Source organism: Pseudomonas sp. NBRC 111130 (assembly GCF_001320485.1).
In the GTDB taxonomy this organism is placed as follows: Bacteria; Pseudomonadota; Gammaproteobacteria; order Pseudomonadales; family Pseudomonadaceae; genus Aquipseudomonas; species Aquipseudomonas vlassakiae.
The window spans coordinates 15,255-33,212 of the sequence record NZ_BCBG01000029.1 but is presented as its reverse complement, the minus strand read 5'-3'; the positions used below and the strand labels follow the sequence as shown (position 1 = coordinate 33,212).

The window sequence follows — 17,958 nt, the reverse complement described above, 5'->3', positions numbered from 1 at the left end:
ATGCCCGGCGCCTGTGGGCAGCGCATCGGCAGCGGCGCTTTTCTGCGCCCTGATGCGCTCCAGGGCGGCCTTGATCGGGTCTGCCGCGCCTTGTGTGGCTTCGGCCGTACGCGCCAGGCGCTGCGCCTCACGGCGCGCGATGTCGCGTTGCAGGCGGGCGTTTCGCTGCTGGTGGCGCTGGCGCGCCTGATCGCGGCGCTGGCGGCGGGCCTGCAGTTGTTCGGGGGAGTGAGCCAGGCCGCTGACGATCGGTACCACCCCTGCTGGCAGTGGCTGCATCTCGATGCAATCGACCGGGCAGGGCGCCAGGCACAGGTCACAGCCGGTGCATTCGCTGGCAATGACCGTGTGCATCAACTTGGCGGCGCCGACGATGGCATCGACCGGGCAGGCCTGGATGCATTTGGTGCAACCGATGCATTCGGCTTCGCGAATGCAGGCGACCTGGGGCGGTGCGCTGCCGCGCAGCGGGTCAGGCGCAAGCAATGGCTTCTTGAGCAGCGCTGCCAGCGCAGCGATGGTTTCGCTGCCACCTGGCGGGCACTTGTTGATGGCCCCGCCCGCTGCCAATTCTTCGGCGTAGGGCCGACAGCCATTGTGGCCGCATTTGCCACATTGGGTTTGTGGCAGCAGGGCATCGATGCGTTGAATCAAATTCATTGAATGAAAATTCCGTTGAGCCCGGAGAACGCCAAGGCCATGACGCCTGCACCGATCAAGGTAATCGGCAAACCACGCAGCGCGGCCGGTACTTCCGCCTGCTGGCTGCGCTGCTGCAGGTCGTCGAACAGCACCAGCGCCAGCCAGAAGCCCACGCCGGCCGATGCCCCCCAGCGCAACGTAGCAAGCGCCGAGGTGTCCTCTCCCGTCACTTGCAGCGTCAGCCCGAGCAGCAAGGCGTTGCCCAGCAATGGCAGTGCAAGCCCTCTGGTGGGCCACTGCGGCCGCAACCTGCGCAGCGCCGTCGGTACGCCCCATGTCAGCAATGCCAGCCAGGGCAACAGCAGGAACAGGCGCAGGTCCTGCAACTGCCAGGGCGCCACGATGAGCCGTTCGAGCACTTGCCCGCCGCTCGCTCCGAGTACTATGGACAGGGCCCCCGCCAGGCCACAGACCTGCAGGCGCAGGCGGCTTGACGGCTGTGCTTGCACAAGCAGGTGGCTGACCAGCGCAGCGCTGGCGAGGATCAGCATGGAGTCGTTCATGTGAATGACGATAGCCGGGAATCGCCTGGAGCGTCCGGCATTGGTGCTGCAGATGGAACTGCCCCGGCGGTAAGGCCGGGGCAGAAGGCTTACTTGATGCGCTGACCTGGCTTGGCGCCACTGTCAGGGCTGAGCAGGTAGATCTCTTCGCCGCCAGGGCCGGCCGCCATGACCATGCCCTCGGAGACGCCAAAGCGCATTTTGCGCGGCTTGAGGTTGGCCACCATCATGGTCAGGCGGCCTTCCAGCTTGGAGGGATCCGGATAGGCCGACTTGATGCCGGAGAACACGTTGCGGCGCTCGTCGCCGATATCCAGGGTCAGCTGCAGGAGCTTGTCGGCGCCAGGCACGGCTTCAGCCTTGACGATCAGTGCGACACGCAGGTCAACTGCGGCAAAGGTGTCGAACTCGATTTCGGCAGACAGCGGGTCCTTGGTCAGCTCGCCGTTGCCGGCGGGTGCCTGGGCTTCGGCGGCCAGCAGGTCTTCCTTGCTGGCAGCGACCATGGCTTCGACCTTGGCAGGTTCGATACGGCTCATCAGCGCCTTGAACGGGTTCAGCTGGTGGTTTTCCAGGCGCGATTGATGGTCGTTCCAAGTCAGTGGCGCGACGTTGAGGAATGCCTCGGCATCAGCGGCGAGCAGCGGCAGCACGGGTTTCAGGAAGATCACCAGCTGGCGGAACAGGTTGATGCCCTGGGCGCAAATGGCCTGGACCTCGTCCTGCTTGCCTTCCTGCTTGGCCAGCGACCAAGGTGCCTTGTCAGCGATCCAGGCGTTGGCGCGGTCAGCCAGGGCCATGATTTCACGCATGGCACGGCCGAAATCGCGGCCCTCATAGGCTTCGGCGATCGACGGGGCGGCGGCGAGGAAGGCCTCGGTCAGTTCTGGCGCAGCATCGCCAGCGACCATCACGCCGGCATTGCCCTTGTGGATGAAGCCGGCGCAACGGCTGGCAATGTTGACCACTTTGCCAACCAGGTCGGAGTTGACCTTCTGCACGAAATCCTCGAGGTTCAGGTCGAGGTCATCGACGCCCCGGCCGAGCTTGGCGGCGTAGTAGTAGCGCAGGTATTCCGGGTGCAGGTGGTCCAGGTAGGTTCGGGCCTTGATGAAGGTGCCGCGCGACTTGGACATCTTGGCGCCGTTGACGGTCAGGTAGCCGTGCACGTTGACTGCAGTCGGCTTGCGGAAGCCGGCACCTTCGAGCATGGCAGGCCAGAACAGGGCGTGGAAGTTGACGATGTCCTTGCCGATGAAGTGATACAGCTCGGCCTTGGAGCCTTCGTTCCAGAAAGCGTCGAAGTCCAGCTCCGGGCGGCGTGCGCACAGGTTCTTGAAGCTGGCCATGTAGCCGATTGGCGCGTCCAGCCAGACGTAGAAATACTTGCCCGGCTCGCCCGGGATCTCGAAGCCGAAGTACGGCGCATCACGCGAGATGTCCCACTCTTGCAGGCCGGAATCCAGCCATTCGGCAAGCTTGTTGGCCACGGCGTCCTGCAGGGTTCCGCTGCGCGTCCACTGCTGCAGCATGGCCTGGAAGTCAGGCAGCTTGAAGAAGAAGTGCTGGGAATCGCGCAGCACCGGAGTGGCCCCGGAGATGGCCGACTTGGGGTTCTTCAGCTCAGTCGGGGCATAGGTGGCGCCGCATTTCTCGCAGTTGTCGCCGTACTGATCCTCAGCCGCGCATTTCGGGCAGGTGCCCTTGATGAAACGGTCGGCCAGGAACATGCCCTTTTCGGGGTCGAAATACTGGGTCACCGAACGGGTGGCGATGTGCCCTGCGTCGCGCAGGCGGCCGTAGATCAGGCCTGACAGCTCGCGGTTTTCGTCACTGTGGGTGGAGTGGAAGTTGTCGAAGTCCACCAGGAAGTCGGCGAAGTCACCACTATGCTCGGCCTGGACATTGGCGATCAGCTGCTCAGGGGTGATGCCTTCCTTCTCGGCACGCAACATGATGGCCGAGCCGTGGGCGTCGTCGGCGCAGACGTAGATGCACTGGTTGCCGCGCAGTTTCTGGAAGCGCACCCACATGTCCGTCTGGATGTACTCCAGCATATGGCCAAGGTGGATGGATCCATTGGCATAGGGCAGGGCGCTGGTAACGAGAATCTGACGTGGCTCGGACATGGTGGCTCGGCTACTTATCTGGCTCGGGTAAAAATGAGGGTGATCGGCCACTATAAAGGGCCGGCGAAGATATTTCACCCCAAGCACGCATCTGCTGACGATTGACGGGTTAGGATAGGCGTCTGTTTCGTACTCAGTTTGCCAATGGGAGTGTCCATGAGTGCCGTCACCCGTGCCGCCGTCGAAGGCGTGCTTCGCCAGTACACCGACCCCTACCTGAATCAGGACCCGGTCAGCGCCGGATGCGTGCGCGCCATCGACATCCAGGGCGGGCAAGTCGCTGTGCAGTTGCAACTGGGCTACGCCGCCGGCCTGTTCAAGAACGGTTGGGCCCAGGTGCTGCAGACCGCGATCGAGAATCTCGACGGCGTCAGCTCGGCCCAGGTGTCGATCGACTGTGTCGTCGCCGCTCACAAGGCCCAGGCCCAGGTGCCGGCCATGGCCAACGTCAAGAACATCATTGCCGTGGCCTCGGGCAAGGGCGGTGTCGGCAAATCGACCACCGCGGCCAACCTGGCCTTGGCCCTGGCCCGTGAAGGCGCCCGCGTGGGCATTCTCGATGCCGATATCTACGGCCCCAGCCAGGGCGTGATGTTCGGTATCGCCGAGGGTACCCGCCCGCAGATCCGCGAACAGAAGTGGTTCGTGCCGATCAAGGCCCATGGTGTGGAAGTGATGTCCATGGCGTTCCTCACCGATGACAACACGCCGATGGTCTGGCGTGGGCCGATGGTATCGGGTGCGCTGCTGCAGCTGGTGACCCAGACCGCCTGGGACGACCTGGATTATCTGGTCATCGACATGCCGCCGGGTACCGGCGATATCCAGCTGACCCTGGCGCAGAAGGTGCCGGTGGCCGGTTCGGTGATCGTTACCACGCCACAGGACCTGGCCCTGCTGGATGCCAAGAAGGGTGTGGAGATGTTCCGCAAGGTCAACATCCCGGTGTTGGGCGTGGTCGAGAACATGGCCGTGCACATCTGCTCGAACTGCGGCCACGCCGAGCACCTGTTCGGCGAAGGCGGTGGCGAGAAGCTGGCGGCGCAATACGGCGTCGACCTGCTGGCCTCGCTGCCGCTGTCGATGCTGATCCGCGAACAGGCCGATAGCGGCAAGCCGACGGCGATCGCTGAGCCGGAAAGCCAGATTGCCATGGTCTACCAGGAATTGGCCCGCCAGGTAGGCGCACGCATCGTGTTGCAGGAAGCGGCGGCGCCGGCGATGCCTAGCATCACCATCAGCGAGGACTGATCCGAACCGAGTCGCCTGCTTCGCGGGTAATCCCGCTCCCAGAACAGCGCAGCCTTCAAGTGTTGCGCGGTTTGTGTCGGAGCGGGCGAGCCCGCGAAGAAGCCAGCACCAATTTTCGGTCAGGCATAAAAAAACCCGCCAGAAGGCGGGTTTTTTTGAAAGCTAGAAAGCTAAATCGACTTAGGCGATTTGAACTTCTTCAGCCTGCATGCCTTTCTGGCCGCGGGTAGCGACGAAAGTAACAGCCTGGCCTTCTTTCAGGGTTTTGAAGCCGTCAGCTTGGATGGCTTTGAAGTGCACGAACAGGTCATCGCCCGACTGAGGGGTGATGAAGCCGTAGCCTTTCTCATCGTTGAACCACTTAACAACACCGGATTGACGGTTGGACATTTTTCTGTCTCCTTGGACAATTTGATAACGGTCAGGAAAAACCCTGGCCGGGACTGAGCGCAAAGAGAGCAGAAAATTCAGCGATGGGCCGATCAGGATCGTGCATCAAACTAGAGATTCTCGGTGTCACGTGCAGCACAGTGGCGCCACCTTACCCCACTTTCCACGAGCTGCCAATGGTCTGTGAACGCTTTACGCAAATTCGGATCGACGGCGGCTGCAACCCCCGTCCGGCGCGGGATGGGGCACTGGAACTTTAACCCGGGCGCCGGGACCGGTAAGATGCGCGTCTGGATTTTCCCCTCGCAACTCTTCAGGACACCCCGCCATGAGCATCAAATCGGACAAGTGGATTCGCCGCATGGCGCAGGAACACGGCATGATCGAACCGTTCGTCGAGCGCCAGGTGCGCGGCGAGCAGGACAACCGTGTCATCTCCTTTGGCGTTTCCAGCTACGGCTACGACGTGCGCTGCGCCGACGAATTCAAGGTGTTCACCAACATCAACTCGGCCACCGTCGACCCGAAGAACTTCGATGCCGGCAGCTTCGTCGACATCAAGAGCGACGTCTGCATCATCCCGCCGAACTCCTTCGCCCTGGCTCGCACCGTCGAGTACTTCCGCATTCCGCGTGATGTGTTGACCATCTGCCTGGGCAAGAGCACCTACGCCCGTTGCGGCATCATCGTCAACGTCACGCCGCTGGAGCCGGAGTGGGAAGGCCACGTGACCCTGGAGTTCTCCAATACCACCACGCTGCCGGCCAAGATCTACGCCAACGAAGGCGTGGCGCAGATGCTGTTCCTGCAGTCCGACGAAGAGTGTGAAGTGTCGTACAAGGACCGGGGCGGCAAGTACCAAGGGCAGCGCGGCGTCACCCTGCCACGCACCTGATCCGACGAGCGCAGGGAATTAGTTTCCCTGATGGCACTCCAACAGGTTGAACAGTGCCGATACGTATGCAGCGTGTTGGCCCTCGTCCAGGAGCTGCCAATGAAACTCAACCCCGCAATCAGTGCGAAGCTGGCTGTACTGCAGCCCAACCAGATCGGGTTGCTGGCCTGGTCACTGCTGGCGCACCCGCTGCCCGTGCAGGCTGGCGGTGTGCCGCACCAGCCTGATCCTGATACGCCGCAGCCGCCAGAGCCCGGTGATCATCCCCCGATGGAGCCCGGTGAGCCAACCCTTCCCGACGAGCCACCACCGTCTCCTGTCGCCTGACTCAGGTGGCCAGCGCCCAGACCTGATCGCCTCCGGCCAGGAAAACCCGCGTATCGGAACCCGGTTCGACCAACCACCCACCGGTGAACTCACCGAACGCCGGGAGCAGGCTGACCTGAGCATCGATCAGGAAGCACGGCAGCCTCAACCGTTGCCGCGCCCGCCCTCGCAGCACGTACACCGGATGCACGTGCCCGGCGAGTACCGGGTGGCTGGGGTGGGGCGTCGGTTCGTGCTGCAGGGCAAAGGGCGCCAGCAGCAGGGGTTCGTCTACCACTTCGATCCCCAGTTGCACCGGCGGATCACCGGCGTGGCGATCATGATTACCCCGTACCAGGACTACCTTCACCGCGCTGTGGCGGGTTCTCCATGCCTGCAGGCTGGCCTGCGTGCCAGGCGCCAGCGCAGCGCGGGCATGCAGGAAGTCGCCAAGGATGATCAGCTGCTCGCAGGCGTAGCTGTGCAGTAATCTATCCAGGCGTGCCAGGGTTGCGCTGGTGGTACCACGCGGAACGGGTTGATGCAGTGCCCGGTAACTGGCTGCCTTGCCGATATGAACGTCGGCCACCAGCAAGGTGCGGCGGGCCGGCCAGTAGATGGCCTTGTCTGGTAGCAGCCAGAGCGTTTCGCCACAGTGTTCGACAGGCAGATAGGTATTCATGGCCGGTTTGCCGCTTTTTCCAGGTCGGTCACCATCCGTGCAATGCGGTCCGCCAGCTTTTCCGTGCTCAAAGTCTCGCGCATGCCTTCGACCAGCAGGGCGAATGCCAGGGGGCCAGGCCGTTGCAGCATGCGCAGGTCCAGTTGCAGGTTTTGCATCTTGAGCAACTGCCGCTGCAGGCGCTCGATCTCCAGTTCTTCGTTCAGTACTTCATCGCGCGCCTGGCCCAGCAGCAAGTTGCTGGCGTCGTGTTTGCGGAATACTTCATAGAACAACCCGCTGGAAGCCTGAATCTGTCGGGTGCTCTTTTGAGCGGCCGGGTAGCCGCCGAACACCAGCCCGGCAATCTGGGCGATTTCGCGGAAGCGTCGCAGCGCCATTTCGCCAGCGTTCAGGCTTGCCAGCACGTCCTCCAGCAGGTTGTCGCCCGACAGCGCGTCCGGCAGGCAACTGGCCCAATCCACGGCGCTGGGGCTGAGCAGTTCGAAACCATAGTCGTTCACGGCGATGGACACCGACAGTGGCTGCACCCGGCTTACCCGCCAGGCGATCAGGTTGGCCAGGCCCAGGTTGGCCATGCGCCCGGCAAACGGGTAGAGGAACAGATGCGAGCCCTGGCGTGATCCCAGCGTTTCGGCCAGCAGTGTGTTGCGGGTGGGTAAGGCTGACCACTTCGACTGCAAGGCCAGCAGCGGCAGCACGGCCTGCATCTCCGGGCCGTGATAGGCCCCATGCGCCGCAGCATCGAGTTGTTCGACCACGGCGTCGGCCAGCTCGCTGGACAGTGGCATGCGCCCGCCATTCCAGCGCGCCACGGCGGCCTTGCGCGCGGTGCTGCGGCGCACGTAGGCGGTCATCCCTTCTACCCGTACCAACTCCAGGACCCGTCCGGCAAACACCAACGTATCGCCGGGGCGCAGGCGGGCGATGAAGGCTTCCTCGACACTGCCCAGGTGCTTTCCGCCCCCACCCTTGCTCCAATACTTGAGCTGCAGGCTGGCGTCGCTGACGATGGTTCCGATGCCCATGCGGTGACGCCTCGCCAGGCGCTCGCTGGCCACTCGCCAGACCCCGTCGGGGTGCGCCTCGACACGCTGATAGTCGGGGTACGCCGTCAATGCGTGGCCGCCGTGATTGACGAAATCCAGTGCCCATTGCCACTGGCTGTCACGCAGCTCACGGAACGCCCAGGTGCTGCGGACTTCCGCGAGCAGTTCGTCAGGCCGAAAGCCACTGCCCAGGGCCATGCTGACCAGATGCTGGACCAGCACGTCCAGGCACAGGCGCGGCGAGCGGCGAGCTTCGATATGGCCGGCGGCCAGGGCCGCCCGGGCGGCGGCAGCCTCCACCAGCTCCAGGCTATGGGTGGGCACCAGGGTGACGCGTGAGCGGCGTCCCGGGGCATGGCCAGAGCGCCCGGCGCGCTGCATGAGGCGGGCAATGCCTTTGGCCGAACCGATCTGCAGCACCCGTTCGACCGGCAGGAAGTCCACCCCCAGGTCCAGGCTGGAGGTGCAGATGACGGCCTTGAGCGTGCCCTGCTTGAGGCTCTGTTCGACCCAGTCGCGGGTCGCCCGGGCCAGTGACGCATGATGCAAGGCAATCTGCCCGGCCCAATCGGGGCGGGCGTCGAGCAGGGCCTGGTACCACAGTTCGGCCTGGGCACGGGTGTTGGTGAATACCAGGCTGCTTGAGCTGGCGTCGAGTTCATGGGCCACCTGGCCGAGCATTTTCAGGCCCATGTGCCCGGCCCAGGGGAAGCGCTCGATGGCATCGGGCAGCAAGGTGTCGACCAGCAGCTGTTTGTCCTGGCGACCTTTGACCAGCAGTCCACCGCCCGGCAACAGTACGTCGAGGGCGTGCGCCAGGTTGCCGAGCGTGGCCGACAAGCCCCAGGTGATCAGGCCCGGATGCCAGCGGCGCAGGCGGGCCAGGGCCAGTTGCAGTTGAACGCCGCGCTTGTTGCCAAGCAGCTCGTGCCATTCATCTACCACCACCAGGCGCAAGCTGGCGAAGTCTTCGGCGGCCTGGGCCCGGGTCAGCAGCAGTGTCAGGCTTTCCGGCGTGGTGATCAGCACGCTTGGCAGGCGCCGGGCCTGGCGAGCGCGCTCGGCACTGCCGGTATCGCCGCTGCGCACGCCGACCGTCCAGTTCAGGCCGAGCTCCTCCACTGGCGCTTGCAGCGCGCGCGCTGTATCAGCCGCCAGTGCGCGCATGGGGGTGATCCACAGCACCTGCAGTGCGGCCGGCTGGCGCCCGCTGGCGGCTGTGGCGAAGGCGCGCAGTGCAGCCAGCCAGACCGCATAGGTCTTGCCCGCCCCTGTGCTGGCATGCAATAGCCCTGATTCGCCACGTCCGACTGCTGCCCATACCTGGCGCTGGAAGGCGAAGGGTTTCCAGCCGCGGGCGGCGAACCAGGTATCGGCTAGGTTGGAAGCGGCGGGCATGGGGGCAAGCAGTCCTGCGCAGGTTGTGTTTCTACAGACCACTCGCCGCACGGTTTGGTTTTAACCGATCAATTGGCCAGCAGGTAGCCGCTGCGCAGCACCTGCTCGCCGGCGACATGGGCGATGACCATGCCGGCCGTGGCCATGCGCCGCACGCTGCGGGCGTAGAGCAAGCCAGGCTGGCTGTTGCGCACGGCCGTCACCCGGTCGCTGAGCGGGTCGATGACTTCAGCGATCAGTTGCCCGGCCTCCAGCTGCTGACCGGGGCGGGCGTGATACACCAGCAGCCCGCCAAGGGGCGCTGCCACGGGTTCGACAGCGGCCAGTGGGGTGGCCGGCCGCGGCAGCTCGGGCAGCGGGGTGGCGGTGCCTTCGATGACGCCAGCATGGGTAAGATAGTCGAGAATCGCCTGGCAGTCCTGGCTGGCCAGGTCATGGCTGACGTCGGCCTGGCCCCGCAGTTCTACGGTGACCGAGATGCTCCCCAGCGGGATCGGGAAGTGCTTGCCAAAGCGTTGCTGCAGCTGCCACCAGACCAGGCTGAAGCATTCGTCGAACGATTGCCCGCCGGAGTCGGTGGCCAACAGGCTGGCCTGGGCGCCCAGGTAGCGGGCCAGTGGCTCGACCTGCGGCCAGGCTTCCGGGGTGGTATACAGGTGCTCGACCGCTTCGAAATCACAGTGCAGGTCCAGCACCAGGTCGGCATCGCAGGCCAGCCGTTGCAAGGTCAGGCGCTGCGACTGCAACGGCGTGCGCGCCGGGTGGGCATCCAGGCCACGCCGCAGGTACTCGCGGATCAGCGCCACGTTGTGCGCCGGGTCCTGGCTCAGATGACCTTCGATCTGGTCGCCGATGCTGTCGGAAAGGTCGACGAAGTTGCGGTTGAAGTTCTCGCCGCTCTGCAGTTCGAAACGGCCCAGGGGCGCATCCAGCATCACCTGTTCCAGGCCGACCGGGTTGGCCACGGGTACCAGGATGATTTCGCGCAGCAGGCGACCCTGCTGTTCCAGCTCGGCGAGGCGACGCTTGAGATGCCAGGCGACCAGCATGCCGGGCAGTTCGTCGGCATGCAGCGAGGCCTGGATATACACCTTGGCGCCACCCCGTGGGCCGAAGTGGAAGCTGTGCAATTGGCGTGAAATGCCCGGTACGGGCGAGAGCAAGTCGTGGGTTGAATGGTGCATGGGGGTCCTGGCTGCGTGGCGAAAACGTTCTGCGACACGGGTCGGCACAAAGATAGAAGCATAATTTCCGTTACCGCGCCTCACCGTGAGGCCTTCTTTCAGACCAACAATGCCTGCAGGCTTGCCAGGTCATCGGCTTCATCGACCGGTTTGTCCAGGCGCCAGCGCAACATCCGCGGAAATCGCACGGCGATACCGCTCTTGTGGCGCTTGGACAGCGCGATGCCCTCGAAGCCCAGCTCAAAGACCAGTGTCGGGGTGACGCTACGCACCGGCCCGAAGGTTTCCACCGTGGTCTTGCGAATGATCGCATCCACCTTGCGCATCTCTGCGTCGCTGAGCCCGGAATAAGCCTTGGCGAAGGGCACCAGCGCACGGTCGGGCGTGCCCGCTGGCGCATTCCACACGGCGAAGGTGTAGTCGCTGTAGAGGCTGGCACGGCGGCCATGGCCGCGTTGGGCGTAGATCAGCACCGCATCGACGCTGAACGGGTCGATCTTCCACTTCCACCACAACCCCATGTCCTTGGTCCGGCCCACGCCGTACAGCGCGTCACGCTGCTTGAGCATCAAGCCCTCCACACCCAGGCTGCGCGATTGCTCGCGTTGCCGCGCCAGTTCGGCCCAGTCGTTGCCCTCGAGCAGTGGTGAAAGCAGCAGGGGGGCCAAGGGATGTTCTGCCAACAGGCGCTGCAGTTGCTGGCGCCGTTCATGTTGAGGCCGGCTGCGCCAGTCCTCGCCTTGCCACTCCAGCAAGTCATAGGCTTGCAGCACTACCGGCGCGTCCGCCAGCAACTTCTTGCCCAGTGTCTTGCGGCCGATGCGCTGTTGCAGCACGGCGAACGGCTGCACTGCCGGTGCGCCGGCATCGACGCCGGGCTTCCAGACCAGGATCTCACCGTCGAGCACCGTACCGTCGGGCAAGCTTTCGGCCAGGCTGTGCAGCTCGGGAAAGCGCTCGGTGACCAGTTCTTCGCCTCGGGACCAAATCCACAGCTGGCCATCACGCTTGACCACTTGAGCGCGTATGCCATCCCACTTCCATTCGATCAGCCAGCCAGCGGGAGGACCGAGCAGCGCTTCGAACTGCTCGGGCGGTGCCTGCAGGGCGTGAGCGAGGAAGAAGGGATAAGGTTGGCCACCCCGCTGGCTATGTTCATCGCTGGATTCTTCGGCGATCAGACGATGGTAGCTGGCGGCCGTCGGGCGGTGGCCGATATCGGTATAGCCGACCAAGCGCTGGGCCACGCGCTTGGCATCGAGGCCCGCCAGTTGCGCCAGGGCGCGAGTGACCAGCAGCTTGGACACACCGACGCGAAAGCTGCCGGTGATCAGCTTCAGGCACAGCATCAGGCTGGGGCGGTCCAGCTGTGCCCACAGCGGGGGCAGGCGTCGCTGGATTTCCTCTGGCGGCAGGCCGCGCAAGGGTAGCAGATGCGCTTCGACCCAGTGTGCCAGGCCGTCTTCGCTGGCATGGAAGGCTTGCGGCAACAGCAGCGAGATGGTTTCGGCCAGGTCGCCGACTGCCTGGTAACTTTCTTCGAACAACCAGTCGGGCAACCCCGCCAAGGCCGTGGCCAATTCGCGTAAAACGCGGGTCGGCACCAACTGGCGCGGACGCCCGCCAGCCAGGAAGTAGACGGCCCAGGCAGCATCTTCGGCGGGCGCTTTAGCAAAGTAGTCACGCAAGGCTTCGAGCTTGGCGTTGCTGGAGGTGGTCGCATCCAGGCGCAGGTACAGTTCGGCGAAGGCTTTCATTCCTCGGGCTCCGTGGCGGTGATGTCATCCTCTTCGCCGTATTCGGTCACGAAGGCACGGGCATCCAGGCCTTGTTCGTTCAGGTAGCGCACCAGCACATTCACCGACCCGTGGGTGACCATGACCCGCTCGGCAGCCGTCTGCTCGATGGCCCACAGCAACCCCGGCCAGTCGGCGTGGTCGGACAACACGAAGCCACGGTCGACACCACGCCGACGGCGGGTACCGCGCAACAGCATCCAGCCGCTGGCAAAGGCATCGCTGTATTCGCCGAATCGGCGCATCCAGCTACTCCCTGCGGCGGAGGGCGGCGCCATGATCAATGCCTGGCGCAGCAGCGGGTCGTTGCGCGGGACCTCCCCGGCATAGCGGGTGGTCGGCAGGCGCACACCGGCTTCGCGGTATACCCGGTTCAGCGGCTCGACAGCGCCATGCACAAGGATCGGCCCGATGTCCGGGTCCAGGCCATGGAGAATTCGCTGAGCCTTGCCGAAGGCATAGCAGAACAGCACGCTGGCCTTGCCTTGTTCACAGTTGCTCCGCCACCAGGCATTGATCCCGGCAAAGATATCTGCCTGGCTGGGCCAACGGTAGATCGGCAGGCCGAACGTGGACTCGGTGATGAAGGTATGGCAGCGCACCGGCTCGAAGGCTGCGCAGGTGCCGTCCGGCTCGACTTTGTAATCACCCGAAGCGACCCATACTTCGCCTTGGTACTCAAGACGCACCTGTGCCGAACCCAGCACATGGCCGGCCGGGTGCAGGCTGAGGGTGACGCCGTGATGCTGGATGCATTCACCGTAGGGCAGCGTCTGCAGGTCGATGCCTTGGCCCAGTCGGCTGCGCAGGATGCCGGCTCCGGAGGCGGCGGTCAGATAGTGCTGATTGCCGGTGCGGGCATGGTCGCCATGGCCGTGGGTGATCACGGCGCGCTCGACCGGACGCCAGGGGTCGATATAAAAGTCCCCCGGCGGGCAGTACAGGCCTTCGGGGCGGGCGATGACAAGATCCATGGCAATGCCTGGGTAGAGGGCTTACCAGTTGAGAACGTCACAGGGTGGGGGAAGTTCGGACGATGACGAGCGCCAGCCCGGGTTCCGGGATGGCGCCTCGAATGCTCAGCGCAGGTTTATTTTCCAGCCGTTGGCCTTGGCTTCGGCAATGCTGATTTTTTGCGCATAGCCGATATTCAGGCGTTTGTTGTCGTGCGCCAGGTAGGGCGAGGTATGGAAGTAGTCCCAGGTCGTCTTGCCATCATGGGACTGCAGGTCTTCCTGGCTGTAAGGAATTTCCAGTATGGCCGGCGAGCTATCTGCGGCTGCCGAGGAATCCAGGTCGCCGATCAGGCTGTAGCCGGCGCTTGCATTGCCAGCCCACAGCTGCGCATTGATGGTCGCGCCTGCCGGAACGGTCATCGATGCTGGCCAGGAGATTTCGATCTTGAGGGTTTCGCTGCTCATGTTAGTCATCCTTTTAAGTTGGGTTGTACTGCGCTCGCCGAAAGGCAAATGCAGTACGACAGGATGCTAAGTACATGGCTCGAGGGTGGTCAGGAGGAACTCTGGCCGCTAGCGGCCCGGCACCAGTGTCAATCGCTGGCTGCCATTTCTCTCAACGCTATGAAGCAGCGAAAAAGACTACACATTGTTCAGAAACGCAGACGCGCCATTCGCGCTTTACTACGGGCTCACATTTATCATGCGCAACAAAAATGTTGCGCTTGGTGTGCGTGTAATGCACATTGAGCAATCGAAGGCCCGTATGAAATACAGTGAGTTTCGCCGATGGCTACGCGCCCGAGGTGTTACGTTCGTTCCGGCCAAAGGCAGCCATTTCAAGGTTTACCTCGGTAATCGCCAGACGATTTCCCCCGACCACGGCGCCAAAGAGATTGGTGAGGGGCTGAGAAGAAAGATACTCAAAGATCTGGGCCTGAGCGAATGTTGAAATTAGGGGAGAACACCATGACCTTTGACTATCCAGTAATCATTCATCGAGAGGCGGGCAGTGTCTGGGTCAGTTGCCCAGATGTGCCCGAGATGTCTAGTGCGGGCGATACCGAGGAAGAGGCGCTGTTCGATGCTGTAGACGCCATGGAGTCCGCACTTTCATTTTATGTCGACCAGAAGATTGCGATACCGCTACCTGCCGAGAGATCGGCTGATCAGCCTGTTGTCCGCTTGCCGGCCCTGACGGCGGCGAAGGCAGCCCTGTGGAATACCATGGTTGAGCAGAAAGTGAGCAAGACCGAGATGGCGCGGCGTCTTGGCGTCAATCGCCCTCAGGTCGATCGCTTGGTGGATCTCTTGCATCGTTCGAAGATCGAGCAGGTCGAGCATGCATTGCATGTGCTCGGTCAGCGAATCGAACTCGCTGTGGTCACGGCTTGACGCCCTCCAGAAAGGAAAAGCCGCCAGTCCAGGCGGCTTTTTTCACTAGCGGCCCGGCACCAGTGTCAATCGCTGGCTGCCATAGGCCCGGCCAAAGTTCTGCGGCTGCAGCGGCAGGCTCATGAACCGCCCCTTGAACCAGGCGTCCAACCCGTCGCTGTAATGCGCACTGGCCGGGTTGCCCGACTGGCCGTTGCTGGTCAGGACCTGGAGCGGCTCGGCCTGGCCGAAGTCGACGATCATGCGTGCCGAGGCCGGCAGGCGGGTGTCGAAATCGCTGCCCCAGGCGTAAGGGGTCAGGGCCAGGGTAGTGAAATCGCCACCGGCAGCCATCGGTGAGCGGCTCAGTGGGTCGCCCAGGCCGTGGTAAGCAGGGGCCGGCCAGCGGTACTGGTGCAGTTTGCCCCACTGCCAGGCGCGTCGGTCGCTGCCCAGCTGCGCGGTGCCAGTATCCACGGCGGCCGCCAGGCTGCGGGCGAGGATGGCCGGTTTGTCCTCTTTCTGCGGCGTAGTCCGATCATCCCAGAACGGGCTGTCGTCGCGGCCCAGCAGGTGGTCGGCCTGGGCCGAATACGACAGGCGGGCGTTGCTGACAAAGGCTTGCCAGGCTGGGCTCGATTCCGGACCGAGGTCGTCGAGGAAGGTCTGCCGGGCTACTTCCTGGAGGAACAGCTGATACAGCGCGGCATCGGCCGAGACCGGGCTCAGACGGCCGTCGAAGGCCTTCAGCCGGGCCAGGGTGTCGCGCGCCTTGTCACGCTGGGATGCAGGCAGGGCGTCTATCGCCTGCTTGAGCGGCTGGGCCATGCCGGGGGCGTCGAACATTTGCTTGAGCTTGTCGCTCAGCAACGTCACCTGATCGTTCTGCAGGGCCATCAGGCTGCGGTTGTCGTGCCGACCGTTGCCGGCCAGCTGGCCGAGGCGCTCGGCGCGTTCAGGGTAGTACCAGGTACTCGACAGCTGCATGCCGTAGCCACGCGGCAGGCTGCGTTGGTTGGCATGGGCGATCCAGCCGGCCGCGGGGTCCTGGTCATAGGGGTGCAGCATCGGGTCGGCATAACCATCCCAGTCATAGCGCCCCTCCCAGCCGGGCGATGGCAGCAGGCCCTGGCCTTCACGGCGGTTCGGGTAGCGGCCGCTGACCTGCCAGCCGATGTGCTCGGGCTCGGCGAAGACGAAGTTGAGCGCGGCAGTGGCGACTTCGCGGGTGCTGTCGAAGGCGCGCTCGACATTCTGCGCGCGGGTCAGGTCGAACAGCGCGTCGAGGCTACGGTCGCCCTTGAGTTGGGGCAGGCTCAGGGCCAGGCCCAGGCTGGCGCTGCCTGCCTGGGGGAGCAGGGTGCCGTGCCGGGTGTCGTACATCACCTCGCGCACTGGGCGCTGGCCACGGACGAAGAAGGTTTCGCTGCGGGCGCGGGCCGGCAGCCACTTGCCGTCGGCCAGATAGGTCACCTGGCTGCCGGCGTGGCGCAGCTGCTCCAGATACAGGTCCTGGTTGTCGGCCATCACCGCGCTGCTGCTCCAGGCTAGCTTGCCGTTGTAGCCGGCCAGTACGATGGGCAGGCCTGGCAATGACAGGCCTGCGACCTGATATCTGCCGGTGTGGATCTGCACCGGGCTCAGCGCCCACGCTGCTCGGCTGTCGCTGGCCAGCAGGCTCTTGCCGCTGCGGCTGCGTTGCGGGCCGAGCGCCAGGTTGGCCGAACCGGGGCTGCCGAGCAGGTCGAGATCGGCAAGTTTCTGGCTGGCCGCTGCCAGCGCGGGCAAACCTGGCAGTTGGCTGCTCAGGTTCAGGCCCTTGAGTTTTTCCACCTCGGCTTCTGCCAGGGGCTCGTCCGGTGCGCCGGGCAACAACCAGGGCAGTTTGTCGTTGCCGACTTTCTGCGCCAGGGTCAGGGCGCTGAGTTCTTCCTGCAGGTTTACCGACTGGCTGAAGGCGTACAGGTTGAAGATCAATGCCGAGTCTTCAGGCTTCCAGTACTCAGGGCGATAGCCACTGCTGGCCAGGTTGGCCGGCAGCTTGTCGCGGTAGCGGAACAGGTAGGCGTTGACCCCACGGGCGTACACTTCAAAGAAGCGCTTCAGGCGCGGCGAGGCATCGGCGTACTGCTGGGCGGCGTTCTGCTTCAGGTTAGCGGCGCGCATCAGCCGGTCGATATCCAGCGCTTCGCTGCCGGCCAGCTCCGCCAGGCGGCCTTGGGCGAGCAGGCGCATGGCAAGCATCTGCTCGATGCGATCGCCGGCATGCACATAGCCGAGGGTGAACAGCGCGTCATGGAAACTGCTGCTTTCGATCAGCGGTGCGCCCATGGCGTTGCGCCGGACCGAAGCATTCTGCGCCAGGCCTTTGAGTGGCTGCACGCCGGTCGACGGTGGCACGCTGTCCTGGTAACCACCCATCTGGCAGCCGGCGAGCCCGAGCATGCCGAGCAGCGTGGCGGCGCTACTGAACCGCAGGCGGAAGGGAGGAAGGACTGGGGCGGCCATGACAAGGGCTCCTGCAAGGCGTGGCGGGGTTCGAAAGGCGCTAAGGTAGTGAGCGCGCAGGCGCCGTGCAAGGTGCGACAGCGGTTTATTTACCAGCGGTACCCGCACCGCCGCCATCGTCGCTGCAGGTACCCGAGTTCAATGAATCAAGCGCCGTGGCACTTCTTGAACTTTTTCTGGCTGCCGCACGGGCACGGGTCGTTGCGGCCGACGTCCTTCAGGGCGTTGCGCACAGGCTCCTGGTGGCCATGGTTGCAGTGAGGGCCGTGTACATGGCCATGGTCGTGATCATGCTGATGATCGTGACCGTGGTTGCAGTCAGGGCCATGAACATGGGGTTGCTGGGTCATTGCAGGGTTACTCCGGTATGAGATCGCCGGGGATTATCTCACCACTGCGCGACAAGTGCAGGTCCTGATGGATGATCAGCCCGGTCTCCAGCTCGCCCCGCAGGCGGTAATGCAGTGGCTGCCCGCTCTTGAGCAGCTTGGCCAGCGGTTTCAGGTGCTGCCACAGGTTGGTTCGCGCGGTGATCTTGAACGTGCGCCGGGCATGCCCGCCGACGCTGCGCCATAGGCTCACTTCGTCCTGCGCCAGCAGCAGGTCGTCGAGCCACACCGAATAGCTCAGGTTGCGAATGAACAGGCGGCTGTCGTTGGGGTTGTCGACGCGCAGGTGCAGGACGAATTCCTGCTGCAGCAGCCGCGCCTTTACCGTTTCCACCTTGTCCAGGTGCAGCTCAGGCTCGCGCGTATCATCGTCGCCCCAGCTCGCACAGCCCGCCAGCAGCCCCAGCAAGGCGCCGAGCAAGAGCAGGCGGGTGGCGGCAATCATG

General features: G+C 64.0%; 17 protein-coding genes and 1 pseudogene. 5 read left to right on the top strand and 13 right to left on the bottom strand.

Features of this window, described 5'->3' with window-relative positions; all coding sequences use genetic code 11:
- Window positions 1-21 precede the first annotated feature (21 nt).
- The 3 genes and pseudogenes from APH33_RS27685 to metG form a co-directional block, all read right to left on the bottom strand.
- Window positions 22-660 (bottom strand): annotated as a pseudogene (locus APH33_RS27685) (RnfABCDGE type electron transport complex subunit B); the annotation flags it as partial.
- Complete coding sequence (locus tag APH33_RS27680) at window positions 657-1,205, bottom strand: Rnf-Nqr domain containing protein (RefSeq protein WP_054885853.1); 549 nt, start codon at window positions 1,203-1,205, stop codon at window positions 657-659. The pseudogene APH33_RS27685 and the gene APH33_RS27680, both read right to left, overlap by 4 nt.
- An 89-nt stretch (window positions 1,206-1,294) precedes the next feature.
- Complete coding sequence (metG, locus tag APH33_RS14745) at window positions 1,295-3,334, bottom strand: methionine--tRNA ligase (RefSeq protein WP_054885852.1); 2,040 nt, start codon at window positions 3,332-3,334, stop codon at window positions 1,295-1,297.
- 156 nt (window positions 3,335-3,490) lie between these two features.
- On the opposite strand from metG, the gene apbC reads away from it, so the two are divergent.
- Window positions 3,491-4,585: an iron-sulfur cluster carrier protein ApbC gene (gene apbC / locus APH33_RS14740; RefSeq protein WP_054885851.1), complete on the top strand. Its 1,095-nt coding sequence runs from the start codon at window positions 3,491-3,493 to the stop codon at window positions 4,583-4,585.
- Window positions 4,586-4,765: 180 nt separating this feature from the next.
- Here the strand turns inward: apbC and APH33_RS14735 are convergent, their stop codons facing one another.
- Window positions 4,766-4,975: a cold-shock protein gene (locus tag APH33_RS14735; protein WP_003254922.1), complete on the bottom strand. Its 210-nt coding sequence runs from the start codon at window positions 4,973-4,975 to the stop codon at window positions 4,766-4,768.
- Window positions 4,976-5,303: 328 nt separating this feature from the next.
- On the opposite strand from APH33_RS14735, the gene dcd reads away from it, so the two are divergent.
- Together dcd and APH33_RS14725 are read left to right on the top strand one after the other, a co-directional pair.
- The gene (dcd, locus tag APH33_RS14730) at window positions 5,304-5,870 is read left to right on the top strand and encodes a dCTP deaminase (RefSeq protein ID WP_003254920.1); all 567 of its coding nucleotides are present in this window, start codon (window positions 5,304-5,306) and stop codon (window positions 5,868-5,870) included.
- Window positions 5,871-5,969: 99 nt separating this feature from the next.
- A complete protein-coding gene (locus APH33_RS14725; protein ID WP_054885850.1) occupies window positions 5,970-6,197 on the top strand; it encodes a hypothetical protein in 228 nt (75 codons plus the stop codon).
- A gap of 1 nt (window position 6,198) precedes the next feature.
- Here APH33_RS14725 and pdeM read toward each other — a convergent pair whose 3' ends face one another.
- The 6 genes from pdeM to APH33_RS14695 all read right to left on the bottom strand — a co-directional run bounded on the left by pdeM (window position 6,199) and on the right by APH33_RS14695 (window position 13,706).
- Window positions 6,199-6,858 (bottom strand): ligase-associated DNA damage response endonuclease PdeM, encoded by a 660-nt coding sequence (gene pdeM, locus APH33_RS14720; RefSeq protein WP_054885849.1) that lies wholly within the window; start codon window positions 6,856-6,858, stop codon window positions 6,199-6,201.
- Window positions 6,855-9,305: a ligase-associated DNA damage response DEXH box helicase gene (locus APH33_RS14715; protein ID WP_054885848.1), complete on the bottom strand. Its 2,451-nt coding sequence runs from the start codon at window positions 9,303-9,305 to the stop codon at window positions 6,855-6,857. Before APH33_RS14715 ends, pdeM begins: the two co-directional genes overlap by 4 nt.
- Window positions 9,306-9,373: 68 nt before the next feature.
- The gene (locus APH33_RS14710) at window positions 9,374-10,489 is read right to left on the bottom strand and encodes a succinylglutamate desuccinylase/aspartoacylase family protein (protein WP_054885847.1); all 1,116 of its coding nucleotides are present in this window, start codon (window positions 10,487-10,489) and stop codon (window positions 9,374-9,376) included.
- A 98-nt stretch (window positions 10,490-10,587) separates the two neighbouring features.
- On the bottom strand, window positions 10,588-12,246 hold the full coding sequence (locus APH33_RS14705; RefSeq protein ID WP_054885846.1) for an ATP-dependent DNA ligase: 1,659 nt from the start codon (window positions 12,244-12,246) through the stop codon (window positions 10,588-10,590).
- A complete protein-coding gene (locus APH33_RS14700) occupies window positions 12,243-13,259 on the bottom strand; it encodes a ligase-associated DNA damage response exonuclease (RefSeq protein WP_054885845.1) in 1,017 nt (338 codons plus the stop codon). The genes APH33_RS14705 and APH33_RS14700 overlap by 4 nt, the downstream gene beginning before the upstream one ends.
- 105 nt (window positions 13,260-13,364) lie before the next feature.
- Window positions 13,365-13,706 (bottom strand): hypothetical protein, encoded by a 342-nt coding sequence (locus APH33_RS14695; RefSeq protein ID WP_054885844.1) that lies wholly within the window; start codon window positions 13,704-13,706, stop codon window positions 13,365-13,367.
- 301 nt (window positions 13,707-14,007) lie between these two features.
- Here APH33_RS14695 and APH33_RS14690 point away from each other — a divergent pair, with 301 nt between their 5' ends.
- Both APH33_RS14690 and APH33_RS14685 read left to right on the top strand, forming a co-directional pair.
- Entirely contained in the window at window positions 14,008-14,193 is a 186-nt protein-coding gene (locus APH33_RS14690) for a type II toxin-antitoxin system HicA family toxin (RefSeq protein ID WP_054885882.1), read from the top strand.
- Between the two features lie 17 nt (window positions 14,194-14,210).
- Window positions 14,211-14,636 carry a type II toxin-antitoxin system HicB family antitoxin gene (locus APH33_RS14685; protein ID WP_054885881.1) on the top strand — a complete coding sequence of 142 codons (426 nt, stop codon included), beginning with the start codon at window positions 14,211-14,213 and terminating at the stop codon, window positions 14,634-14,636.
- A gap of 45 nt (window positions 14,637-14,681) precedes the next feature.
- Here APH33_RS14685 and APH33_RS14680 read toward each other — a convergent pair whose 3' ends face one another.
- The 3 genes from APH33_RS14680 to APH33_RS14670 all read right to left on the bottom strand — a co-directional run bounded on the left by APH33_RS14680 (window position 14,682) and on the right by APH33_RS14670 (window position 17,957).
- Window positions 14,682-17,123 carry a penicillin acylase family protein gene (locus APH33_RS14680; RefSeq protein WP_054885843.1) on the bottom strand — a complete coding sequence of 814 codons (2,442 nt, stop codon included), beginning with the start codon at window positions 17,121-17,123 and terminating at the stop codon, window positions 14,682-14,684.
- Between the two features lie 146 nt (window positions 17,124-17,269).
- Window positions 17,270-17,473 carry an SEC-C metal-binding domain-containing protein gene (locus APH33_RS26645; protein WP_060486211.1) on the bottom strand — a complete coding sequence of 68 codons (204 nt, stop codon included), beginning with the start codon at window positions 17,471-17,473 and terminating at the stop codon, window positions 17,270-17,272.
- A gap of 7 nt (window positions 17,474-17,480) precedes the next feature.
- Entirely contained in the window at window positions 17,481-17,957 is a 477-nt protein-coding gene (locus APH33_RS14670; RefSeq protein ID WP_054885841.1) for an LEA type 2 family protein, read from the bottom strand.
- Window position 17,958 lies beyond the last annotated feature (1 nt).